Raw genomic sequence first — 21,764 nt, 5'->3', positions numbered from 1 at the left:
GACCCATGACGACTTCCCCCCTACGCATCGCGGGCCTGTGCGGCAGCCTGCGCAAAGCCTCCTACAACCGGCGGGCCCTCGAGGCCGCGGGCAGCCTCATGCCGCCGAGCATGGAATTGTCGGTGCTCGACATCCGGAACTTTCCGATGTTCGACGCCGATGTCCTGGCCGAGGGCATGCCCGATGCCGTCCGGCGGGCCCGGGAGGCCGTGCGCGACGCCGATGCGGTGCTGATCGCCAGCCCGGAATACAACTTCTCGGTGTCCGGCGTGCTGAAGAATGCGATCGACTGGATCTCCCGGGGCGACGACCAGCCCTTCGCCGGCAAGCCGGTCGCCATCCTCAGCGCCACCCAGGGGCCGCTGGGCGGCGCGCGGTCGCAGTACGACCTGCGCAAGATCATGGTCTTCCTGGATGCGCTGGTGTTGAACAAACCCGAGATCTTCATCGGCATGGCGCCGGCCAAGTTCGATGCGGCCGGCGCGCTGACCGACGCCCCTACCCGGGAGATCCTGGGCCGGCAGATGGCGGCCCTGGAGAAATTCGTGCAGTTCGTGCGGCGCGGACGAGCCCAGCCCTGAGGGGCGAACGGCGTCCAGACATATTCCAACCGGAGAATGGCGATGTTCGGATTGATGAAGCGGTTGCTGCAGATCGGGGGCATTGCGATGGTGGGCCTGGCCTCCCCCGGCGTTCATGCACAGGGGTTCCCGGCCAAGCCTTTGCGGTGGATCGTCGGCTACCCCGCCGGCGGGGGCAGCGACAACGCGGTACGGATCCTGGCGGCCAGGCTGGCCGAGAAGCTGGGGCAGCCCGTCATCGTCGAGAACCACCCCGGCGCGGCCACCATCGTCGCGGCAGAAACGGCGGCGAAATCGGCCCCGGACGGCTACACGCTGTTCTCGGTCGACAACGGCACGGTCGTCTTCAACCCCCTGCTCTACAAGAAACTGCCCTACGTCCCGTCGCGTGACTTCGCGCCGGTGGCCCTGTACGGCAAGTTTCCGCTGCTGCTGGTGGTGAATCCGCAGGTGGTGCCGGCGGACTCGGTCGCGTCGCTGGTGCGCCTGGCCAAGGCCGCGGGCGGATCCATGGGCTATGCCTCGCCCGGCCTGGGCAGTCCGCAGCACCTGGCCGGCGAACTGTTCAAGGAAATGACCGGCGCGCCGCTGCTGCACGTGCCCTACAAAGGCACCGCGCCGCTGACCCAGGACCTGCTGGGCGGCCACATCGGCGTCTCGTTCATCGGCGTGCCCACCGGCATGCGGCAGGTCCAGGCGGGCAAGCTGCGCGCGCTGGGCGTGGCCGAGGCGGCCCGCCTGCCCTCGCTGCCGGAGGTCCCGACGCTGGCCGAGGCCGGAGTGGGTGACATCGTGGCCTATGCCTGGCAGGGCGTGGTCGTGCCGGCGGGGACGCCCGCGGCCACCGTGGACAAATTGTCGGCCGCCCTGCAAGCCATCGTGAAGAGTCCCGACGTCCAGACGCGCCTGCGCGAGATCGGCGTCGAACCGCTGGAGGGGGGCAAGGCCGAGATGGCGGCGCTGACCGCCGGCGATCTCAAGCGCTGGGGAGACGTGATCCGGAAGCGGGGCATCACGCTGGAGCAATAACGGGCCGCGCAAGCCTGTATACAGATTTTCAGCAGGGTAAGACTGCTTCCGGTGTTATGGCGCAAAAATACTAGGGTTTTCCCGCTGTTTCCCTCGTTTTGATTCCGGAGCAAAATCAACCTGTATACAGATTTGATGATGCTCCGTTCCTCGCATGCGCCCTGCCGCTGCCACGGGCCGGGCTCCTGGAGGAAGACCATGTTTCTGAAGAACACCTGGTACGTCGCCTGTACCCCCGATGAAGTCGCCGAAAAACCGCTGGGCCGCCAGATCTGCGGCGAACGCATGGTCTTCTACCGGGGCCAGGACGGCAAGGTGTCCGCGCTGGAGGATTTCTGTCCCCATCGCGGCGCGCCGCTGTCGCTGGGCTTCATCGACAAGGGCGAACTGGTGTGCGGCTACCACGGCCTGCGCATGAACCCGGACGGCACCTGCGCCGGCATGACCGGGCAGCGCGTGCGCGCCTTCCCCAGCATCCGCAGCTACCCCGCCGTGGAACGCTACGGCTTCATCTGGGTCTGGCCGGGCGACGCCGAACTGGCCGATCCCGCCAGGATCCACCACCTGGAATGGGCCGAAAGCCCCGACTGGGCCTACGGCGGCGGCCTGTACCACATCCATTGCGACTACCGCCTCATGATCGACAACCTCATGGACCTCACCCATGAGACCTACGTCCACGCCAGCAGCATCGGCCAGGCCGAGATCGAGGAATCGGCGCCCGCCACCAAGACCATCGGCGACGAGGTCGTGACCAGCCGCCACATGGAAAACATCAAGCCGCCCCCGTTCTGGGCCGCCGCGCTGCGCGGCAACGGCCTGGCCGACGACGTGCCGTGCGACCGCTGGCAGATCTGCCGCTTCACCCCGCCCAGCCACGTGCTGATCGAAGTGGGCGTGGCGCACGCCGGCAAGGGCGGCTATGACGCGCCGGCCGAGTCCAAGGCCTCCAGCATCGTGGTCGATTTCATCACGCCCGAGACCGAGACCTCGATCTGGTACTTCTGGGGCATGGCGCGCAACTTCAAGCCCGACGACGAACAGCTCACCGCCACCATCCGCGAAGGCCAGGGCAAGATCTTCGGCGAGGACCTGGACATGCTGGAAGCGCAGCAGCGCAACCTGTCCGAGAACCCGGGCCGCAAGATCCTGAAGCTCAACATCGATTCCGGCGGCGTGCAGTCGCGCGTCGTGCTGGATCGCCTGCTGGCCGCGGAAGCCGCCGAACGGGCCAGCCGCGTCGCGGCCTCCGCCGAAGCGGCAACGGCGCGGGCGGCCGCGGCGGGTTGAAGGGCAGTCAGGCGGAGGATCGCTCCGCCATTGCGTCGTCATGGGACCTGCTTTTCATGGTTGCCTCGTAGGGATGATTTTCGTTTATGGACGAAAATCATCCCTACGAACAAATGGGCGAGCCTCGGTCCGAAGCTCGCCCGTTCCCCGTTACTGCTCCCTACCCTGCAACGCCAGCGGATACTCGCCCCGGATCCGCCTGACCGCGTCCTGCACGTCGTTCCAGGCCGGCTGGCCGGTGAAGGATGCGCGCATGAACTGCGCCACGGCCGTGACCTGCGCATCGTTCAGCGCGTACGCGTAGCCGGGCATGTGGCCGCCACGCGGGTTGCCCGCGTCGTGCTGGGTGCCGTTCAGGATGTAGCGGATCACGTTGTCGGGTTGTTCCAGGTTCAGCGAGGTGGCCAGCCACAGCGGCGGCTGGGTGCCGAACAGGTCCGGGCCGCCGGGGCCGGGGTGGTGGCAGGCCGCGCACGCGTTGGCGTAGATGCGGGCGCCCAGCGTGTCGGTGGTGGCCACCGCGGCCTGTGCCGCCGCCTCGCGCTGTTGCGTCGTGAGGCCGGATTTGCCTTGCGCCGCGCCGGCCATCTGGCTGGCGATGTAGGTGGCCAGCGCGCGGGTGTCGGCTTCGGCGATCTGCGAGGTGCCGACGCGCACCACCGGTGTCATGGATCCGCCCGCCGCGCCGTGCTGGTCGGAATAGCCCGTGCGCAGGTACTCGAACAGGGCCTGCCCGGTCCACGTGATCGGCGCCTTGGACGAGGCGTTGAGCGCGGGCGCGATCCAGCCTTCGGCGCTGCCGCCGCCCAGGTAGGACTTGCCGCCTTCCTCGGCGCCCAGCGCGTTGCGGGGCGTGTGGCAGGCGCTGCAGTGGCCCAGCGCGACCGCGAGGTACTGGCCGCGGTTCCAGGCTTCCGATTCCGAGGCCACCTTGGCGACCGGATCGCGATCCAGGAACAGCAGGTTCCACCCCGCCATCAGCACGCGCTGGTTGAACGGGAACGGCAGGCGGGTGGCTTGCGGCTCGTTGTGCACCGGGGGCTGGCTCATCATGTAGGCGTACAGGCCGCGCATGTCCTCGTCGGTCATTTTGGTGAACGAGGTGTAGGGGAAGGCCGGGTAGAGGTGCGTGCCGTCGCGCGCGACGCCGCGACGCATGGCGCGCTCGAAGGCCTCGAACGACCAGCCGCCTATGCCGGTCTCGGTGTCGGGCGTGATGTTGGTCGAGACGATGACGCCAAAGGGCGTCTCCATGTGGAACCCGCCCGCGTTCACCGCCCCGCCCGGGGCGGTGTGGCAGACGACGCACATGCTGGCGGAGGCGACTTCCTGGCCCCGCCGGACCTGTTCCGCGGGGAACTGCCTGGGATCGATCGACGCGGTCGGGATCTCGGATTCGTGCGCGAACAGGGCGACGCCGGCCGCGATGACGGCCAGCAGGATGACGAGGGTCAGCGACCACTTGGCTGCGCGGCTCATTATTTGGCCTCCTTGTTGGCGGCGGCCAGGGCCGCGCGCACGCGTTCGGGGGTGAAGGGCGCTTCACGCAGGCGCAGGCCGGTGGCGTCGAAGATCGCGTTGGCAATGGCGGCGGGCCCGGGGACGGACGCCGATTCGCCCGACCCCAATGGCGGATTGCCGTCGGGCGGCATCAGCACCACGTCGACCTCGGGCAGGTCGGTGAACTTGAGGATGGGGTAGGCGCCCCATTCCAGGCTGGAGACGCCGTTCTGGTCGAAGCTCACGCTTTCCTTGAGCGTGCGGCTGACGGTCTGGATGACGTTGCCCTGGACCTGGTGGCGCACGCCGTCGGGGTTGATCATCAGGCCGCAGTCCTGGCCGGCCACGACGTGGGTCACGCGGACCTTGCCGGTATCCAGGTCGACCTCGACGTCGGCCACCCAGGCGCACCACGAGGCGCCCACGCCGGGGAAGGTGCCGTGCACGTACTGGTGCTGGGAGACGCCGCGGCCCTTGACGATGCCCTTGGTGGGCCGTTCGGCCGGCGCCTTGCGCGGCTGCCAGCCGGCCTTCCCGGCCACGGCCTTGAGCAGCGCGATGGGGCGCGGGTCCTCCATGAAGCGCAGGCGGAACTCGACTGGATCGGCGCCTTCCTTGGCCGCGAGTTCATCCATGAAGGATTCGTGGGCGAAGACGTTAGGCAGCGCGGCCACGCCGCGCATCCACGAAGCGCGCACGATGGGGGCCATGTCCAGCGCCACGATGTCCAGGTCCGAGGCGCGGTACTGCGGAATGGCGGTGCGGTCGCCCATCTCGAACACCGTGGCCTCGGCCTTCTCCTTGCCCATCAGCAGCGAGGCCAGCAGCGGCGAGCCGTTCGAGGGATAGCGGGTGCCGAAGCGATAGACCAGCGAGTCGGCGCCGGCGATGCCGCCGTGCACGTCCATGGTCTGGGCCGTGCCCTTGGGTTCCCAGGCGTGTTCTTCCTCGCGCATGTACTGCACGCGCACGGGCTGGCCCAGTTCGCGCGCCAGCACGGCGGCGTCGGCGGAGGCGTCGTCGGCGCAGTTGCGGCCGTAGCAGCCCGAGGCCTCCATCCGCACCACGCGGATGCGGTCTTCGGGGATGTCGAGCATCCTGGCGATGTCGCTGTGCAGGTTGTGGGGGTTCTGGCTGCCGCTCCAGACGGTCAGTTTCTGGTCCTTCCAGTCAGCCAGGCCGCACGAGGGGCCGATGGAGCCGTGCATCTGGTAGGGCCACACGTAGGTGGCCTTCACCGTATGACTGGCCGCCGCCAGGGCCTTGTCCGGGTCGCCCTTCCGGCTCAGCGGGCGCTGCTTGGAGGGTTGGGACGCCAGCGCGTCGGTCAGCGAGGCCATGGAACCCAGTGCCGGCGGCGCCTTCCATTTCACCTTCAGGAGGCGCGAAGCCAGGATGGCGTCTTCCTCGCGCCGCGCGACGACCGCCACGAAATCCTTGATGACCACGATCTTCACCAGCGACCGCACCTTGGCCACCGAGGACTCGTCCACCGATTCCAGGCTGGAGGCCACCATGCCGCCCGAGTCGCGGCCCAGGTAGGGGGGACGCACGATGCGCGCGTGCAGCATGCCCGGCACCCGCATGTCATGGACGTAGGTGAGCTTGCCGGTGACCTTGGCGGGAATGTCGATGCGGGGCACGGGGTGGCCGACGACCGTGTAGGCCGAGACGGGCTTGAGCTGGACGTCGGCCGCCAGCGGCACCGACTGCGCGTCGTTGCCGATCAGTTCGCCGTAGGACGCGAGCCGCTCGCCACTGGCGCGCAGCACCTGGCCATTTTGGGTGACCAGCGACGCGACGGGCACGCCGTGGCGCCGCGCCGCTTCTTCCAGCAGATGCCGGCGGATCTGCGCGGCGGCCTTGCGCATGGGGACGGCGGAGGCCTGCACCGAGTTGCTGGCGATCGTGGGCCCCTGGTTGGGCGTGACGTCGGTATCGCCCAGCACCATCGTGACCTGGCTCATGTCGACGTCCAGTTCCTCGGCAACGATCTGCGTGAACGCGGTACGGATACCCGTTCCCAGGTCCACGTGGCCGTTGCAGGCGCGGACGGTGCCGTCGGCCATCAGCTGTACGTAGGCCGAGACGAGGTTCTTGTCCACCAGTTGCGAGCCGGCGTCGGTCGCGGGGCCGGCAGCGGCCATGCCGCGCTTGACCAGGGCGGGAAAGGTGAAGGTGACGGCGAGGCTGCCGGTGGCGGCCAGGAATTGGCGGCGCGAGAGGCGCGGGGCGTGCATGGGCGTACTCATCGCGCGCCCTCCGCCATGGCGGTCCTGGGCGCGGCCTTGCCCTGGAGTTCGGCGGCGCGCCGCACCGCGCTGATGATTTCGAGGTGGGTGCCGCAGCGGCACAGGTTGTAGGCCAGCGCCTGCTTGATCTCGTCTTCGGTGGGGCGCGGGTTGCGGTCCAGCAGCGCCCGCGCGGCCATGATCATGCCGTTGATGCAATAGCCGCACTGCGCCGCGTTCTCGTCGATGAACGCCTGCTGCACGGGATCGAGGGCGTCGCCCTTGGCCAGGCCCTCCAGGGTGACGATGGGCCGGCCTTCCACGCTGCCCGCCGGGATCAGGCAGGAGCGCGCGGCCTTGCCGTCGATCAGCACCGTACAGGCGCCGCACTCGCCCAGTCCGCAGCCGAATTTCGGTCCGTTCAGGGCCAGGTCGTTGCGCAGGATGTAGAGCAGAGGGGTGTCCTTGTCGGCTTCGACGGAACGTTCTCCGCCGTTCACCTGGAGTTTGAGTGATGCCATGTTCGTTTCCTGTGTGGGGGCGTTGGACCGACCGGCTTCCATGGGAAGAGCGGGCCACCATTACCCTATCCGGGCCGTGGCGGAAGGGGGCGCGCAGATGTGTCGACTTGTTGCGGCCGGAGGGGCGCGCCGCGCATGGCGCCGCCCTGGAAAAGACCTGGGGTTTGCACCAATGAAAATGCAAATGCAAACCGAGCGGCCGGTAATGTCCCGCCTTCCTCCGTGTCTGCGCCGGCGTTCTACGCGGGCTCGGGCAGCGCCTTCAACGCCGCGATGGCCTGTTCCGTCGGCATGACGTCGGCATATTTCTGGGCCATGTCGAAAAGATTGGCCCGGTGCGGCGTCGGGGTCCGGTCGTAGACGCATTCGGCGGGAACGACGACCCGGAAATTCAGTGAGAAAGCATCCACCACGCTCGCACGGACGCAGCCGCTGGTGGTGCATCCCCCGACCACCAGCGTGTCCACGCCCAGGTCGATCAGGTGGCTGGTGAGCGCGGTGCCGAAGAAGGCGCTCGGATGCTTCTTCGGTATCAGGATGTCCGAGGGCCCGGGGGCGAGTTCGGCGACGAACTCGTAGCCGGCCGGCGGAATGTCCATGATGGCGGGCACCTTCTGCGCCAGCCGGCCGCCGTCGGTCTTCGCCTTGGGGGCGACGTATGCATAGATGACCGGCCAGCCGCGTGCGCGGAACAGGCGCATGACCGGCTGGAGGGCGTCGATGGCTTCCCAGCCGCGTTCGCCGCATGCGGTCGGGAATTCGCGCTGGGCTTCGCGTATCGGCAGGCGCCGGGTCCCGACGGTGCGGTATTGAATGTCGATCACCAGTAGCGCGGGACGTCTGCCGATGCCGCTCTTGCGGCCGAAGCCCGCGGTGTCGTAGATGTCCAGTTCTTCCTGGGAAAAAAGTTCGTTCCAGTCTTGCATGGCATGATCCTGTTCGCGGCCGGCTGGCCGAAAGAATTTACAGGGCATGGGCCCTGACTTATATTGACCGCCTTTCATGCCCGCTCCCGGCACGCCGTTCATGCAAAGCGATCAAGAGCCCGAAGGCAATAACGATAAGTTCACTCTGCTGCGTCGCATTCCCTCCCTGATTTCCCTGCGTGCCTTCGAAAGCGTGGCCCGCCACGGTTCCTGTACTCGTGCCGCGGAAGAGCTGAATGTGACCGCCGCGGCCGTCAGCCAGCAGATCCGGCTGCTCGAGAACTACGCCGGCCAGGTCCTGTTCAAGCGCCAGAACCGCAAGTTCGTGCTGACCGATGCCGGGCGGGCGTGCCTGCCCGAATTGCGCAAAAGCTTCGACCATCTGCTCAACGCGATGAACCTCGCCGAGGGGCAGCGGCTGCGGCGCAGTTTCAGGCTTTCCGTGCCGCCTTCGTTCGCCGTGCGCTGGCTGATTCCGCACTTCCATGAATTGACAGCGGATACCGATCGTTGCGACTTCTGGGTGTCGACCTCGCTCGTGCCCTTCCACCTGGACGACACCAATATCGATCTCGCCGTCATCCATGGCAGCGGACGATTCTTCGGCCAGGGCAGCGAACTGCTCGTGCCCACGTTCGAGGTGCCGGTCTGCCATCCCCGCCTGCTTGCCGCGCAGCCGGTCGCCCGCCCGGAGGACCTGCGCCACCATCATCTGATCCACGAAGTCGCCGAGGTCAACGACTCCGCGGTGCCATCGTGGGCCGACTGGTTCGCGGCGAGGAACGTGGCCGGCGTCGACGTGAAATCGGGTTCGCGTTTCTCCAATCCGAACCTGGTCGTCGAAGCGGCGCTGGCCGGCCTGGGCGTCGCCCTGGCCCGGGGCGCCCTGGTCAAGCGCGAACTGGCTTCCGGTGCCCTGGTCTGTCCGCTCGGTCCGCCGGCGGCGGACGATGCCGCCGGCGATGCCGGCTATTACCTCGTGCGCAATCCCCATTGCGGACTTCCCGACGTGGCCGAGCAACTCTGCCTCAATCTCAAGCGCGTCGTGGCCCGCTACGAAGAGGCCCCGCGAGCCCGTTCCTGACGGCGTCCGGTCGTCAAAGCTCCATCAGGTCCCGCGGTTCGGGGACCAGGGCGCGCGCGCCGGCGGCGCCGATCAGTACCGAGTCTTCCAGGTGGACGCCGCCGTATTCCGAATCGCGATAGAAGACCTCGAAATTGACCACGGAATCGTTCTCCAGCGTCCATCCGTCGCGGATGTGGCCGGGCTCGGCGTAGTCGAAGATGTCCAGTCCGATCGGGTGCAGCGTCAGCGTCGTCAGTTCGGGGCGCAGGCCGTGGCGGCGTATCGCGTCCGCGGCGATATCCGCGATTGCGCCGGTGCGCGCGCCCGCCTTCATGGCAAGCTCGCCTTCTTCCAGCGCCGTGCGCACCGCCTTGAACAAATGCTTCTGGGAGGGCGAGGCCTCGCCGATCACGGCCGTGCGGGCCATGTCGCCCAGATAGAGGCGGTATTCGCAGATGGCATCCATCACGACGGTGTCGCCCGGCGCGAAGCGCTTGCGCTCGACGTAGTCGTGGTCAAGCACGAAGCTTCCATCGGGGCCGCTGTTGAACAGCATGCCGCGCTCGCCCCGGGGCTTGGCCGCGTGTTCGGCCAACGTCCGGCGATAGGCCTGGACCATGTCTTCCCACGGTGCCTCGGCCCGCACGGACCGGGCGGCGCTGCGCAGGGCCGCCGCATTGATCTGCGCGGTGCGGGTCAGCAACTGGAGCTCGGCCGGGGTCTTGACCGCCCGGATCCGCCGCAGCAGCGGCCGGGCATCCACGAGCCGGACGCGTTCTCCCAGGGCCTGCCGAAGCGTCTGGTGAAAACGCAGATCGTCGCAGGCCAGCGTGATCGTCCGGTTGCCGAAATGTTCTTCCACGTAGGCGCGGATCGCATCGGTCAGTTCGTCGGTCCGGTGGTCGGCGGTCCTGGCCAGCAGGTCGCGTATCGGTTGCCGCAGCTCGGTCTCGATGCCGTGTCCGGCCTCGATGTCCTGCAGCAGCGTGCCGGCGCTGGACCAGGGAGAGCCATACACGCGCAGCTCGGGCAGCCAGGTGGGACGCGTGGCCTGGTAGGCCAGGTCGTATTCCTGGATCAGCAGCGCCGGCGGCGCGTCCGCGCCGGCCGGTACCAGCGCGCAGGCCCAGTCGTCGTAGAAGTGGCACAGCGTCGAGTCCGAATGGTGGCCCGACAGGTAGTACAGCGCGCTGTCTTCCTTGCCGAGCAGCAGGTCGACACCCTGGCCGCGCATGAAGGCGCGGATCCGGTCGAGGTCGCTGAGCGGCGGGACGGGCGAGGCGATGGGCGGTCGCGAAGAGGTCGTGGGCATGGCGGGTTCCGTTTTGCTAGGCTTGCTGCAGGGAAAGGACATGGTCGGCGATGCGGCCGGGCGTGGTGAACCAGACGTCGTCCGCGTGGCGCCGGATGTGCCGCAGCAGGCGCGTGAGGATGCCTGTCCGGTGCGGCTGGCCCATCAGGAACGTGTGGATGGAGACCGCGTACACCAGCGGGCGCCGGCGCGACTCGGCCAGCATCTGGTCGAAGCCGGAAATCAGCATGGCTTCGAAATCCGCGTCGGACAGTCCGCGGTTGATCAGCGCGGGGATGTCGTTCATTTCCATCGACGGGTAGGGCACCGCAAGGATGGGACCGCGATCGGTCCTGAAGTATTGCGGCTGGTCGTCGAACCACCAGTCGAGCATGTAGCGATAGCCGGTCTCGACGAGCAGTTCGGGCGTGCGGGGGCTTTGCGAGATGAACGGACCCAGCCAGCCGGAAGGCGGCGTGCCTTCCTCCCGCTCCATGCGGGCCCGGACCGCCAGCAGCATTGCCCGCTCCTGGTCCTCCGGCATGTCGAGCTGGCGTTCCGAATTGGTGCGGCCGTGGCCGACGAACTCGTCGCCCCGCCGGCGGAACGGGACCAGGATTTCCGGGCAGGCGTCGTAGACCGAGAGATTGGCCAGGATCGCCAGGGGCCGCTCCTGTTCGGCGAACGCATCGTGAATGCGGACGATGCCGACCCGGTTGCCATAGTCCCGATACGCGTAGCCGCGGTGGAACGGCGCCGCCGGCATGGTCGTGAAGTCCGGGCCAGGGTTGCGGCCATATTCGAAGGCCTCGACGTTCAGCGCGATGTAGACGGCCAGGCGGCTGCCGTTCGGCCAGGCATAGGCGGGGCGGGAAGCGATGGACGAGAAGCGGTAGCGGTCGTTCTTGGTGTCGAAGGTCATGCGGGGCACCTATTGGAGCAGATAGCCGTTGTCGGCGATGAGGGTCTGGCCAACGAAGGACGAGGCCTCGTCGGATGCGATAAGGGCCACCAGCCGGGCGATGGCATCGGGTCCGATCATCTCTCCGGTCGGCACGCGCGACATCAGGCGCCGCCTGACCTCGTCGCTCAGGTTGTCCGTCATGTTGGTCCGCACGACGCCCGGCGCGATCGCGCAGACCCGGATGCCGTGCCGTATCCATTCGCGCGCCGCGTTCTTCGTGAACTGCACCAGGCCGGCCTTGGCGGCGCTGTAGACCGCGCGTTCGTGCTCGCTGGTGAACGCCAGCTGGGACGCGAGGTTGACGATGACGCCGCCGCGATCGCGCATGGCCCTGGCCGCCGCCATCGCCATCAGGATGGCGCCGGTCAGGTTCACGTCGATCAGGTGGCGGACTTCGCCGTCCTCCATGTCCAAGAGGGGCTTGCGGATCATGTATGCGGCGTTGTTGATGAAAACGTCGATCGTTCCGACCGACGACATGGCTTGCGCGATGGAGGCCGGATCCGCCTGGTCGTAGACCGCGGTGCGGGCACCGGGATCCAGGCGTGCCGCCAGCGCGTCCAGTTCGGCGGCGTCCCGGTCGAGCAGCACGAGGCGGGCGCCCCGTTCGCCGAATGCCTGGGCCAGGGCCTGGCCGAGTCCGCCGCACGCGCCGGAGACGACGACGCTGCGGCCTTCGAAATGATGGGTCATGGGTGTGGTTCTCTCGAAGCTCAGTCGACCTGGATGTGGGTCTGCCTGACCAACTCGCCCCACTGCTTGAGCTCGGCCCGGACGTAGTCGCCCATTTCCTGGGGCGTCATCGGAATCGGGGCGTAGCCCAGGTCGACCAGGCGCTTGATGAAGGACTCTTCGCCGGTGACCCGCAGGATTTCGTCGTTGAAGAACCGGATGGCCGCCTCGGGCGTGCCGGGCGGCGCGAACACGCCGTAGAGTGTTTCCGCGTGGGTGCGATAACCCAGCTCCTTGAGCGTGGGCAGGTCCGGCAGCAGCGGTATCCGCTCGGCCGAACTGACGGCGTACATCTTGAGCTTGTCGCGGTTGGGCGCGGCCAGATTGGGCGTGATGAAGGCGTAGTCGATGTGCCCGCCCAGCACGGCGTTGAGCACCGCTGCCGAACCGCCGAAGGGAATCGCCGTCAACTGCGGGATGCCGTTTTCCAGCTTGAACTGCTCCATCGCCATTTGCGACATGCTGCCCGGTCCCCAATGTCCATAGGTGAACCGGGAGCCGGGGGTCCGGATCTCCGCCAGCACTTCCTGGAGCGTGGGCCGGGCGCGTTCGGCAAGCGTGGCGAGGACGTATCCGCCGCGGCCCACGGGCGCCACCGCGCTGTAGCGCGTGGTGTCGAATTTGACGATCTTCGGGTTGACGTTGGGCGTGGTGGCGATGATGTCCGAGACGCCGAACAGCCAGGTCAGCCCGTCGGGCTTGGCCTCGTAGACCATGTTGGCGGCGATCACCCCGTTGGCCCCCGGGCGGTTTTCGACGATCAGCGGATGCCCGAGCCGGTCCTTCATGCCCGCCGCCAGCAGCCGGGCCGCCACGTCGGTGCCGCCGCCGGGGGGATAGGGAACGATCAGGCGGATGGGGCCGCTCACCTTCCAGGCGGGAGCGGCGAACAGGGGGGAGCGGGGGAGCGAAGTGGCGAGCGCGAGGCCCGCGGCCTGGGCCAGGATGCTGCGTCGGGTGCTGGGCATGGTGAGACTCCTTCGGTGCGGGGAAGGAAGCGGCCCGTGTCACCGGGCTGCTATCGCAAGAAAATCTTTACGAAGAAGTCTAGAAATCCGCAGTCAAACGCGTCAAACGATGTATTTTTCGTGTGTATTAAGAAAAACTTAATCCATGTCGGCGGCGGGGCGACACCCTCCCAGGTGGTTCCGGGCCGCCCCGGCCCTTCGCGTTCCGGTGGAAAAGCGTTTGTCAGCGTGCCATCGAATGCGTGACCTGGCGCCGGAAGTCCGCCAGCTTGGCCTTGAGCGCGCGCCAGTTGTCCGGGCCCATGCGCAGCAGGATTTTCTGGCCCGATGTCAGTGATTCCAGCGCGGGGTCGGAGAACTCGTAGCGCACCCACGGACGCTGGAGCTCCCTGGGGCCCTTCACCTCGGGCAGGTTCACGGCCGGTGGGTCGGCCGGCTCCGGCGTCGCGAGCAGCGTGTCGATCACCGCCACCAGCCGGTCGTTGAAGTAGCCCCGCGGATAGCCGAGGTCCTCGTAGGCTTTCTGGAACTGGGGATAGAGCTGCTTGTAGAGCGCCGCCGCCTTGTCGGTGCCGACGGCCGTGACGGCCGCCACGAAGGGCCGGTAGCGGTTGTAGTTGGCGGCGGCGATCCGTTCGTCGGGCGCGGCGCCATCGACCGTGAAGCGGCCCTGCGCGGGATTGACCGGCCAGACCCTCGGTGGCGCATGCGGGCGGGCAAGGTTGTCCACCGTGGCCACCGCGCGCTGGATGAAGTGGTCCAGGTTGAAGAAGGACAGCACCGCATCCCTGCCCAGGAGGCCGGTCAAGGCCACGGTGATGTCGGGCGGCGCCGGCGGCTCGGCCGCCCCGGCCGTGGCGGCCGGTTCGATGGGATGCTGGATCTCCGGTTCGGGCGGAGGAGGCGCGGGCGGCTCGGCGGGCTCGGTGACCGCCGGCGGAGATTCCGCGACGGACGCCGGCGGCTCGGGCTGCGGCCGCAGCCACAGGTAAAGGCCGGTGCCGATGGCCGCCAGGGCCAGCACGACGACGAGGGAAGACAGTCGGTTCATGGCGCGCCTATGTCGGTTGGATCCACGGACACTGTACCAGCCGAGCGGGACCGTTCACAGGCCGGCCCCGGGGCTGTTGCCGCATCGGCATCGTCGCGTGCGGGAAAGGCACGGCGGCCGGGTGGCGGCGCAGGTTGCGCGGCCTGTGCGAAACACGCATAGTCGTCCCCGACCCTTCCTTTCGAGATGTCCATGGCATTGGCTGGCACCGCTTTTCTGGCGCTGTTCAACGGCTTCGATCCCGCCCGCGACGACGAATACAACGTCTGGCATTCGGTGGAGCATGTGCCGGAACGCCTGACCATGCCTGGCATCGTCCGGGCCCGCCGCTATGTGAATCGCCAGGACGCCGGCCTGCCCTATTTCACGCTGTACGAACTGGCGTCCATCGATGCCATGTATTCCGCGGCCTACCTGCATCTGATCATGCACCCCACGGCCTGGACGCAGCGCATGCGCGTGTCGTTCGGCCGCTTCCTGCGGGCGCCCTGCCGTACGCTGGCCAGCCAGGGAGACGGGATGGGCGCCGCGATGCAGGCGACCCTCCTGCGAGGTGCCCACGGCGAGGCGCCGGCGGGCCCGGCGGTCCGGGCCCTGGCCGATAGCCTGGGCAGGCTGGACGGCATCGTCGGCGTGCATGTCGGCCTGATCGACGACCGGGCGCCGCCGGTACCGGGCTTGCAGGCGGCGGCGCCGAGCGACAGCGCAAGCGCCCTGGTGGTGCTGATCGAGGCCCAGGAAGAGCATTGGCTGGACCGGCAGCACGATGCCATCGGCGCCGCGCTGGGGGGCATGGGCGGTTCGTGGGGCGTGCCGGAGCATCGCGTCTACCGGCTCATGCACGTGCTCGATGCGGGCCGGTCGCCCGAAGAGACGGCGCGCCTGCGGGGAGGCTGAGGGCGCGCCGCCATTTTTGTGTATTCTCGAAGCTCCTGGTCCGCGATGGTCCCCCACTCCACTGGATTTCCCATGTCTGACAGTCAAGTCCAACAGAACAAGGCGCCGGTGCGCCAAGAGCGTCACGACAGCGTCGGTGTCATCATCATCGACCGCCCCGAGCGCAAGAACGCCCTCAATGCCGAGGTCAAGGCCACGCTGGTGCGCTGCCTGCGTGAGTTCGAACAGGATCCGGCCATCGGCTGCATCGTGCTGACCGGCGCCGGCGGCTATTTCGTCGCGGGTTCGGACATCGTCGAGATGTCCACCATGCAGCCCACGGACCACGCCCTGCAGGGCGGCGACCAGGTGTTCCACGTGCTGCGCGGGCTGGGCAAGCCGGTCATCGCCGCGGTCGAGGGCTTCGCGCTGGGCGGCGGATGCGAGCTGGCGCTGGCCTGCGACATCATCATCGCGGCCGAGGGCGCGAGCTTCGGCCAGCCCGAGATCAAGGTGGGCATCATTCCGGGCGGCGGCGGCACGCAGCGGCTGCTGCGCTCGGCGGGCAAGTACAAGACGCTGCTGTGGTCGCTGACGGGCGATCGCATCCCGGCCAGGACGGCCTATCATTCCAACATGGTCAGCGAACTGGTGCCCGACGGGACCGCGCTCGAGCGTGCCGTGGCCGTCGCGGGCCAGATCTGCGCCATGCCGCCGCTGGCGGTGCGCGCCATCCGCGACGCCGTGCGGCTGGGCGCGGACGCCAGCCTGGAAGCCGGGCTGGCCATCGAGCGACGCGCTTTCGAGCGGCTGTTCGACAGCCAGGACCAGAAGGAAGGCATGCGCGCCTTCATCGAGAAGCGCGCCCCGGTGTTCAAGGGACGTTGAGTCCCGAAGCCGCCGCGGCCGTTTCCGGCCGCGGCGGCTTCGTTCCTTCCTCCAGGCCGGCTCGCCGGCCGCCTTCTTTCATTTCCCTCCCGTTCCGTCTCAGCCCGTGACGACCGCCGCCGCCGTCCGCGCCGGCACGCACCCATCGCTTCGTGTTCAAGCATTGAATCGGCATTCAAGGTTGAGTGAATTGATTCAATATTCAAGATTGAACGCCCTGATGCGAGTCCCTATCATGGCCCCGCCAACGAACCGGCCCGCCGCGTGACGCCTGCCGCGTCGAGCGATGCGGGCCCATAGCGAGGAGACATGATGAAGCACCCCTGCCGCGCGGCGTTCGCCGCGGCGCTCATCGGTTGTTGCGCCATTCCGGCCGCGTCCGCCCAGGACTATCCCAACAAGCCCATACGCATCATCGTGCCCTTGCCGCCGGGCGGGTCGAACGACGTGCTGGCGCGCGTGCTGGGCGAGGAAATGTCCAAGACGCTGGGCCAGCCTTTCGTGGTGGAGAACAAGCCTGGCGCCGCCGGCAATATCGGCACCGACCAGGTGGCCAAGGCCAGGCCCGACGGCTATACGCTGGGGATCGCGCCCAACCAGACCGTGGCGGTCAATCCCGCGCTGTATCCCAAACTGCCCTTCGACGTGCAGAAGGACCTGATGGGAATCGGCTTGATGGCCACGCTGCCGATGACGCTGGTCGTGCCCAGTTCGTCGAAGGCCGGCTCCATCGACGAACTGGTGGCCATGGCCAAGGCCCAGCCGGGCAGGCTGACCTATGCGTCGGCCGGTTCGGGCAGCCCGCAGCATATGTCGGCCGAGATTTTCCAGTCGTTGACTTCCACCCAGATGACCCACGTTCCCTACAAAGGCTCGAACCCGGCCCTGGTGGACGTGCTGGCGGGTACGGTGGACGTCATGTTCTGCCCCATCAATTCGGCGCTGCCCTATATCCAGAACGGCCGGCTCAAGGCGCTGGGCGTGACGGGCGCGCAGCGGCTCCAGGCGCTGCCCGAGGTGCCCGCCATCGCCGAGAAGGTGCCGGACTTCGCGAGCGACATCTGGATCGGGTTGATCGCGCCCGCCGGCACGCCGCCCGAGATCGTGCAGAAGCTGAACACCGAGCTGAACCGCGCGCTGAAGATGCCGGCGGTGCAGGCCAAGCTGGCCGAGCAGGGCATACAGGCCGCCACCAGCACGCCGGCCGAGCTGGACCGGATGATGCGCGACGACCGCAAGCGCTGGGCCGAGGTCATCAAGCGCGCCAACATCCGCGTCGATTGAATCCTCTTTTCGCCTCATTCTTCATACACAGGAAACACCATGAAGTCCTCGACCGAATCGCTGGTGCGACGCGATGAACCGCAGCCGTGGGAACACGACGGCGTGGCATGGGGAAGCGACAGGATCGCCGACCTGCTGCGCGAACTGGACATTCCATATCTGATCCTGAATCCGGGGTCGAGCTATCGCGGCCTGCACGACAGCTTGGTCAACCACCTGGGCAACCGCCAGCCGCAGATGATCGTCGTGCTGCACGAAGAGCACGCGGTCGCCATCGCGCACGGCTATGCCAAGGTCACCGGCAAGCCGCTGGGCGCGGCGCTGCATGCGAACGTCGGCCTGATGCACGGATCCATGGCCATCTACGATGCCTGGGTGGACCGCGCGCCGGTGATCGTCCTGGGCGCGACGGGGCCGGTGGACGCGGCCAAGCGGCGGCCATGGATAGACTGGATCCACACCGCGCAGGACCAGGGCGCGCTGGTGCGGCACTTCGTCAAGTGGGATGCCCAGCCCGCGTCGGTGCCCGCCGCGCTGGAAGCCCTGCTGCGCGCCCGCCAGATCGCGACCACGGCGCCGCATGGCCCGGTCTATGTCTGCCTGGATGCGGCGGTGCAGGAGGCGCGCTGCGACGAGGACATCCCGCTGCCCGATCCCGCCCGCTACCTGCCGCCGCCGCCGGCCCGTCCCGCGGACGAGCAGGTACGGCAGGCGGCGGCCTGGCTGTCGCAGGCGAAGCGTCCCGTCATCCTGGCCGGGCGGGTGTCGCGGTCCGAGGAAGGATGGGCGGCGCGCGTGCGCCTGGCCGAGACCCTGCGGGCGCAGGTGCTGACCGACCTGAAGGTGGGCGCCGCCTTCCCCACCGATCATCCGCTGCATGCCGCGCCCAGCGGCATGTTCCTGCATCCCGAGGCGCAGAAGGTGCTGCGCGAGGCCGACGTGGTGCTGAGCCTGGACTGGCTGGACCTGGCCGGCACGCTCAAGCAGGCCTGGGGCGCCGATCCGGTGGGCAGCCGCGTCATCCAGGTGTCGGTGGACCACTACAGCCACAACGGCTGGAGCATGGACCACCAGGGCCTGCCGCCGGTCGATCTCTTCCTGCTGTCCGAGCCCGAGCCCGCGGTCGCGCTGCTGAACGAACACGTGGCGCCGCGCCGCGGGCCGGCGCCGCCGAAGGCGCCGGTGCCGGGTCCGGCGATACCCGGGGACCCGGCCGCGCCCATGACCGTGCCCACGGTGGCCGCCGTGCTGCGCAAGGTGCTGGGCGATGCGCCGACGTGCCTGACGCGGCTGCCGCTCAGTTGGAGCGGCGAGTTCTGGGACTTCCGGCATCCGCTGGATTTCGTCGGCTACGACGGCGGCGGCGGCGTGGGCTCGGGTCCCGGCATGGCGATCGGATCGGCGCTGGCGCTCAAGGGCGGCGACCGCCTGCCGGTGGCGCTGATCGGCGACGGCGACTACATGATGGGCGTCAACGCGCTGTGGACGGCCGCCCATGCCGGCATCCCCATGCTGATGATCGTCTGCAACAACCACTCGTTCTTCAACGACGAGATCCACCAGGAGCGCGTGGCGCGCCAGCGTGGGCGGCCGGTCGAGAACCGCTGGGTCGGCCAGCGCATTGACGAACCCGCCCCGGACCTGGCGGCGATCGCCCGGGCGCAGGGACTGACCGGCATCGGTCCCGTCCGCCGCGCGGACGAACTGGCGCGCGTCCTGGCCGAGGCCGTCGCGGCGGTCAGGCAGGGCGGCATCGTGGTCGTCGATGCCATCGTCCAGCCCGGCTACAACCCCGCCATGACCGCGGGCCTGACCCGTTCCAACCACTAGCTTCCGCATTTTCCAAGAGAGTCTTCCATGCGTGCTCATGAGATCCCCCCGGGCATCCTTCCCACCCGGCGCAGCCTGTACTACGGCGGCGCCTGGCATGAACCGGCCGCCGGCCTGTATGCCGACACCATCAACCCCGCCTACGACGAAGCCATCACCCAGGCCCCGGTGGCCGGCGCGGACGACGTGGACGCCGCCGTGCGCGCCGCGCAGGCCGCCTTTCCGGCCTGGGCCAGCCTGCCGCCGGCCCGCCGGGCCGACTACCTGCGCCGCGCCGCCGCCGTCCTGCGCGAACATGCGCTGCCGCTGGCGCAGCTCGATTCGCTGAACAACGGGAATCCCGTCTCCGCCCTGCTGAACGATGCCGGCTTCGCCGCCGACGGGCTGGAGTACTTCGCCGGCCTGGCCGCCGAAGTCAAGGGCGAGACGATACCCATGGGCGACGGCAACCTGAACTACACCGTGCGCGAACCCATGGGCGTGATCGCGCGCATCGTCGCCTACAACCATCCGCTGATGTTCGCGGCGCTGCGCATCGCCGCGCCGCTGGCCGCGGGCAACACGGTGGTGGTCAAGGCGCCCGACCAGGCGCCGCTGTCCATCATCCGGCTGGCCGAGCTGGTGGGGGACATCTTTCCGCCCGGCGTGGTGAACTTCCTGTGCGGCGGCCGCGAGTGCGGCGACGCCATGTCGCGGCATCCGCTGGTGCGCAAGGTCACGCTGATCGGCGGCGTGCCGACCGGTAAGGCGGTCATGGAGACGGCGGCGCGCGACCTGAAGCCGGTGCTGCTGGAGCTGGGCGGCAAGAACGCGCTGATCGCCTACCCGGATGCCGATCTGGACAAGCTGGTGCAGGGCATCATCGGCGGCATGAACTTCACCTGGTCGGGCCAGAGCTGCGGTTCCACCAGCCGCGCCTTCCTGCACGAGTCCATCCACGACCGCGTGCTCGAGGCCGTGGCCCGCCTGCTGCCCGAGCGCCACAAGCCGGGCATTCCCATCGATCCGGCCACCACCATGGGGGCGCTGGTCAGCCAGGCGCAATTGCAGAAGGTCGAGGGCTTCGTCGCGTCCGCCCTGGCCGAAGGGGCGCGGCTGGTGAGCGGCGGCAAGCGGCCCGCCGATCCGGCGCTGGCGCAGGGGTTCTTCTTCGAGCCGACGGTGTTCGCCGACGTGCAGCCGCACATGCGGCTGGCGCGCGAGGAAGTCTTCGGCCCCATCCTGTCGGTGTTCAAGTGGCGCGACGAGGATGCGCTGTTCGAGCAGGTGAACGACGTGGATTTCGGGCTGACCGGGTCGATCTGGACCCGCGACCTGGACACGGCGCACCGGGCCGCCCGGCGCATGACGACGGGCTACGTGTGGATCAACAACACCAGCCAGCACTTCCTGGGCGCGCCGTTCGGCGGCGTCAAGCAATCGGGCATCGGCCGCGAGGAATGCTTCGCCGAACTGCTGGAGTTCACCTACACCAAGAACGTGAACGTCAAGCTGGGCTGATCACTGCTGCTCGAAGCGGGCGAACCGGCGGTCGATGAACCGGCGTTCGCTCGCGAGATCGTCCACGCGCGCCTGCGGCGGACCCTGGCGCATCCATTCGAGCATCTGGTCGACCTGGTCGGGGGTGCCCTGCACCAGCGCTTCGACCGAGCCGTCGTCGTTGTTGCGGACCCAGCCGCCCACGCCCACCATGTGGGCGCGTCGGACCGTGGCCAGGCGGTAGCCCACGCCCTGGACCCTGCCGGTCACGTGGACGATGACGGTTTCCAGGGATGGGGAGCTATCGAGTTCTTGCATGGTCGGTTCGGGAATGGTTGGGTAGGAATTGCTCGAGCAGGGCCAGGAACGCGGCGGCGGCCGGGCTGGGGGTGGCCGACCAGACGGCGTAGACCCTGCGGCGCGGGGCGTCGGTGATGGCCACCGCGCGCAGGCCGTCGGCCATGGCGGCGAGCGAACTGGGCACCAGCCCCACGGCCAGCCCCTTGCCCACGATCCGGCGCAGCAGGTCGATATGGTCGACCTCGAAGTGCACGTGCCGTTCGATGCGCGCGGCGCCGAAGGCGTCGTCGGTCTGCCTGCGCGCCCCGCTGCCTGCGTGGAAGTCTACCAGCGGAAAACGTGCCAGTTCGGCCAGCGACAGCGAACGGCGCCTGGCGCAGGCGTGGTCCGGCGGCAGCAGGGCCACCAGTTTCTCATCCGCCAGCAGGCGGTGAGGCAGCGCGGGCAGCGGCGCTTCCGGCCAAAGGCCGACGAAGCCGACGTCGGCGCGACGCTCGCGGATATTGGCGATCAGCGTTTCGCTCATGCCGACGTTCAGGCGGATGTCCACCTGCGGGTGGAGCGCATGGAAGCGGGCCAGGACGTCGACGAGATCGACGCTGGTCAGCGTGGAGATGGTCCCCACCGACAGGACGCCCTGGACCCGGCCCTGCGCGGCCGCCACTTCCGCGGCGATGCGGCCGGTTGCTGCCACCGCCCGGCGCGCGGCGGCAAGGAAGGCTTCGCCCGCGGGCGTCAGGCGCACGCTGCGCGAGGTCCGCTCGAACAGGCTCGCACCGAGCTCTTCTTCCAGCTTGGCGACCTGGTGACTGAGCGCGGACTGCACCGTATGGCAGCGCCGCGCGGCGCGGGTGAAGCTGGCTTCCTCGGCCACGGCTATCGCGTATTCGATCTGTCGCAGGTTCATGGCCGGTGCTTGCCGCCGGCAGGCGGCAATCTATCTTGAAATAAGATGGA

General features: G+C 68.5%; 20 protein-coding genes. 9 read left to right on the top strand and 11 right to left on the bottom strand.

Annotated elements, in window-relative coordinates; genetic code table 11:
- Window positions 1-5: 5 nt before the first annotated feature.
- The 3 genes from AC1Q6E_RS17335 to AC1Q6E_RS17325 all read left to right on the top strand — a co-directional run bounded on the left by AC1Q6E_RS17335 (window position 6) and on the right by AC1Q6E_RS17325 (window position 2,900).
- On the top strand, window positions 6-581 hold the full coding sequence (locus tag AC1Q6E_RS17335; RefSeq protein ID WP_152798401.1) for an NAD(P)H-dependent oxidoreductase: 576 nt from the start codon (window positions 6-8) through the stop codon (window positions 579-581).
- Between the two features lie 42 nt (window positions 582-623).
- Window positions 624-1,610 carry a Bug family tripartite tricarboxylate transporter substrate binding protein gene (locus AC1Q6E_RS17330; protein ID WP_296558381.1) on the top strand — a complete coding sequence of 329 codons (987 nt, stop codon included), beginning with the start codon at window positions 624-626 and terminating at the stop codon, window positions 1,608-1,610.
- Between the two features lie 198 nt (window positions 1,611-1,808).
- Complete coding sequence (locus AC1Q6E_RS17325; RefSeq protein ID WP_152798399.1) at window positions 1,809-2,900, top strand: aromatic ring-hydroxylating oxygenase subunit alpha; 1,092 nt, start codon at window positions 1,809-1,811, stop codon at window positions 2,898-2,900.
- 150 nt (window positions 2,901-3,050) lie between these two features.
- Here AC1Q6E_RS17325 and AC1Q6E_RS17320 read toward each other — a convergent pair whose 3' ends face one another.
- The 4 genes from AC1Q6E_RS17320 to AC1Q6E_RS17305 all read right to left on the bottom strand — a co-directional run bounded on the left by AC1Q6E_RS17320 (window position 3,051) and on the right by AC1Q6E_RS17305 (window position 8,078).
- Window positions 3,051-4,379, bottom strand: coding sequence for a cytochrome c (locus tag AC1Q6E_RS17320; protein ID WP_152798398.1), 1,329 nt, complete (start codon window positions 4,377-4,379; stop codon window positions 3,051-3,053).
- Window positions 4,379-6,652 carry a xanthine dehydrogenase family protein molybdopterin-binding subunit gene (locus AC1Q6E_RS17315; RefSeq protein WP_296558387.1) on the bottom strand — a complete coding sequence of 758 codons (2,274 nt, stop codon included), beginning with the start codon at window positions 6,650-6,652 and terminating at the stop codon, window positions 4,379-4,381. Before AC1Q6E_RS17315 ends, AC1Q6E_RS17320 begins: the two co-directional genes overlap by 1 nt.
- Window positions 6,649-7,152: a (2Fe-2S)-binding protein gene (locus AC1Q6E_RS17310; RefSeq protein WP_152798397.1), complete on the bottom strand. Its 504-nt coding sequence runs from the start codon at window positions 7,150-7,152 to the stop codon at window positions 6,649-6,651. Before AC1Q6E_RS17310 ends, AC1Q6E_RS17315 begins: the two co-directional genes overlap by 4 nt.
- 239 nt (window positions 7,153-7,391) lie before the next feature.
- Window positions 7,392-8,078 carry an isochorismatase family protein gene (locus tag AC1Q6E_RS17305; RefSeq protein WP_152798396.1) on the bottom strand — a complete coding sequence of 229 codons (687 nt, stop codon included), beginning with the start codon at window positions 8,076-8,078 and terminating at the stop codon, window positions 7,392-7,394.
- A gap of 100 nt (window positions 8,079-8,178) precedes the next feature.
- Here AC1Q6E_RS17305 and AC1Q6E_RS17300 point away from each other — a divergent pair, with 100 nt between their 5' ends.
- Window positions 8,179-9,162, top strand: a complete 984-nt coding sequence (locus tag AC1Q6E_RS17300; protein ID WP_492573171.1) for a LysR family transcriptional regulator — start codon at window positions 8,179-8,181, stop codon at window positions 9,160-9,162.
- A gap of 13 nt (window positions 9,163-9,175) precedes the next feature.
- Here AC1Q6E_RS17300 and AC1Q6E_RS17295 read toward each other — a convergent pair whose 3' ends face one another.
- The 5 genes from AC1Q6E_RS17295 to AC1Q6E_RS17275 form a co-directional block, all read right to left on the bottom strand.
- A complete protein-coding gene (locus tag AC1Q6E_RS17295; RefSeq protein ID WP_296558392.1) occupies window positions 9,176-10,456 on the bottom strand; it encodes a M24 family metallopeptidase in 1,281 nt (426 codons plus the stop codon).
- Between the two features lie 16 nt (window positions 10,457-10,472).
- Entirely contained in the window at window positions 10,473-11,357 is an 885-nt protein-coding gene (locus AC1Q6E_RS17290) for a polysaccharide deacetylase family protein (RefSeq protein WP_152798393.1), read from the bottom strand.
- 9 nt (window positions 11,358-11,366) lie between these two features.
- On the bottom strand, window positions 11,367-12,092 hold the full coding sequence (locus AC1Q6E_RS17285) for an SDR family NAD(P)-dependent oxidoreductase (RefSeq protein ID WP_296558394.1): 726 nt from the start codon (window positions 12,090-12,092) through the stop codon (window positions 11,367-11,369).
- A gap of 20 nt (window positions 12,093-12,112) precedes the next feature.
- A complete protein-coding gene (locus tag AC1Q6E_RS17280) occupies window positions 12,113-13,099 on the bottom strand; it encodes a tripartite tricarboxylate transporter substrate binding protein (protein ID WP_152798391.1) in 987 nt (328 codons plus the stop codon).
- A 223-nt stretch (window positions 13,100-13,322) separates the two neighbouring features.
- On the bottom strand, window positions 13,323-14,150 hold the full coding sequence (locus AC1Q6E_RS17275; protein ID WP_492573170.1) for a DUF3014 domain-containing protein: 828 nt from the start codon (window positions 14,148-14,150) through the stop codon (window positions 13,323-13,325).
- A gap of 192 nt (window positions 14,151-14,342) precedes the next feature.
- Here AC1Q6E_RS17275 and AC1Q6E_RS17270 point away from each other — a divergent pair, with 192 nt between their 5' ends.
- The 5 genes from AC1Q6E_RS17270 (at window position 14,343) to AC1Q6E_RS17250 (ending at window position 20,528) form a co-directional block, all read left to right on the top strand.
- Complete coding sequence (locus AC1Q6E_RS17270; protein WP_152798389.1) at window positions 14,343-15,047, top strand: hypothetical protein; 705 nt, start codon at window positions 14,343-14,345, stop codon at window positions 15,045-15,047.
- A gap of 72 nt (window positions 15,048-15,119) precedes the next feature.
- Window positions 15,120-15,914: an enoyl-CoA hydratase-related protein gene (locus AC1Q6E_RS17265; protein WP_152798388.1), complete on the top strand. Its 795-nt coding sequence runs from the start codon at window positions 15,120-15,122 to the stop codon at window positions 15,912-15,914.
- Window positions 15,915-16,223: 309 nt separating this feature from the next.
- Window positions 16,224-17,198, top strand: a complete 975-nt coding sequence (locus AC1Q6E_RS17260; protein ID WP_296561172.1) for a Bug family tripartite tricarboxylate transporter substrate binding protein — start codon at window positions 16,224-16,226, stop codon at window positions 17,196-17,198.
- A gap of 39 nt (window positions 17,199-17,237) precedes the next feature.
- Complete coding sequence (locus tag AC1Q6E_RS17255; RefSeq protein ID WP_492573169.1) at window positions 17,238-19,028, top strand: thiamine pyrophosphate-binding protein; 1,791 nt, start codon at window positions 17,238-17,240, stop codon at window positions 19,026-19,028.
- Window positions 19,029-19,055: 27 nt separating this feature from the next.
- Entirely contained in the window at window positions 19,056-20,528 is a 1,473-nt protein-coding gene (locus tag AC1Q6E_RS17250; protein WP_296561168.1) for an aldehyde dehydrogenase family protein, read from the top strand.
- Here AC1Q6E_RS17250 and AC1Q6E_RS17245 read toward each other — a convergent pair whose 3' ends face one another.
- Together AC1Q6E_RS17245 and AC1Q6E_RS17240 are read right to left on the bottom strand one after the other, a co-directional pair.
- On the bottom strand, window positions 20,529-20,825 hold the full coding sequence (locus AC1Q6E_RS17245) for an acylphosphatase (protein ID WP_152798384.1): 297 nt from the start codon (window positions 20,823-20,825) through the stop codon (window positions 20,529-20,531).
- Window positions 20,809-21,714, bottom strand: coding sequence for a LysR family transcriptional regulator (locus AC1Q6E_RS17240; RefSeq protein ID WP_152798383.1), 906 nt, complete (start codon window positions 21,712-21,714; stop codon window positions 20,809-20,811). The genes AC1Q6E_RS17245 and AC1Q6E_RS17240 overlap by 17 nt, the downstream gene beginning before the upstream one ends.
- Window positions 21,715-21,764 lie beyond the last annotated feature (50 nt).

This window comes from Pigmentiphaga sp. MLSB6-MA01, from assembly GCF_058793475.1.
Note: the sequence above shows the minus strand (reverse complement) of the source record. Positions and strands in the feature narration are given on the sequence as shown.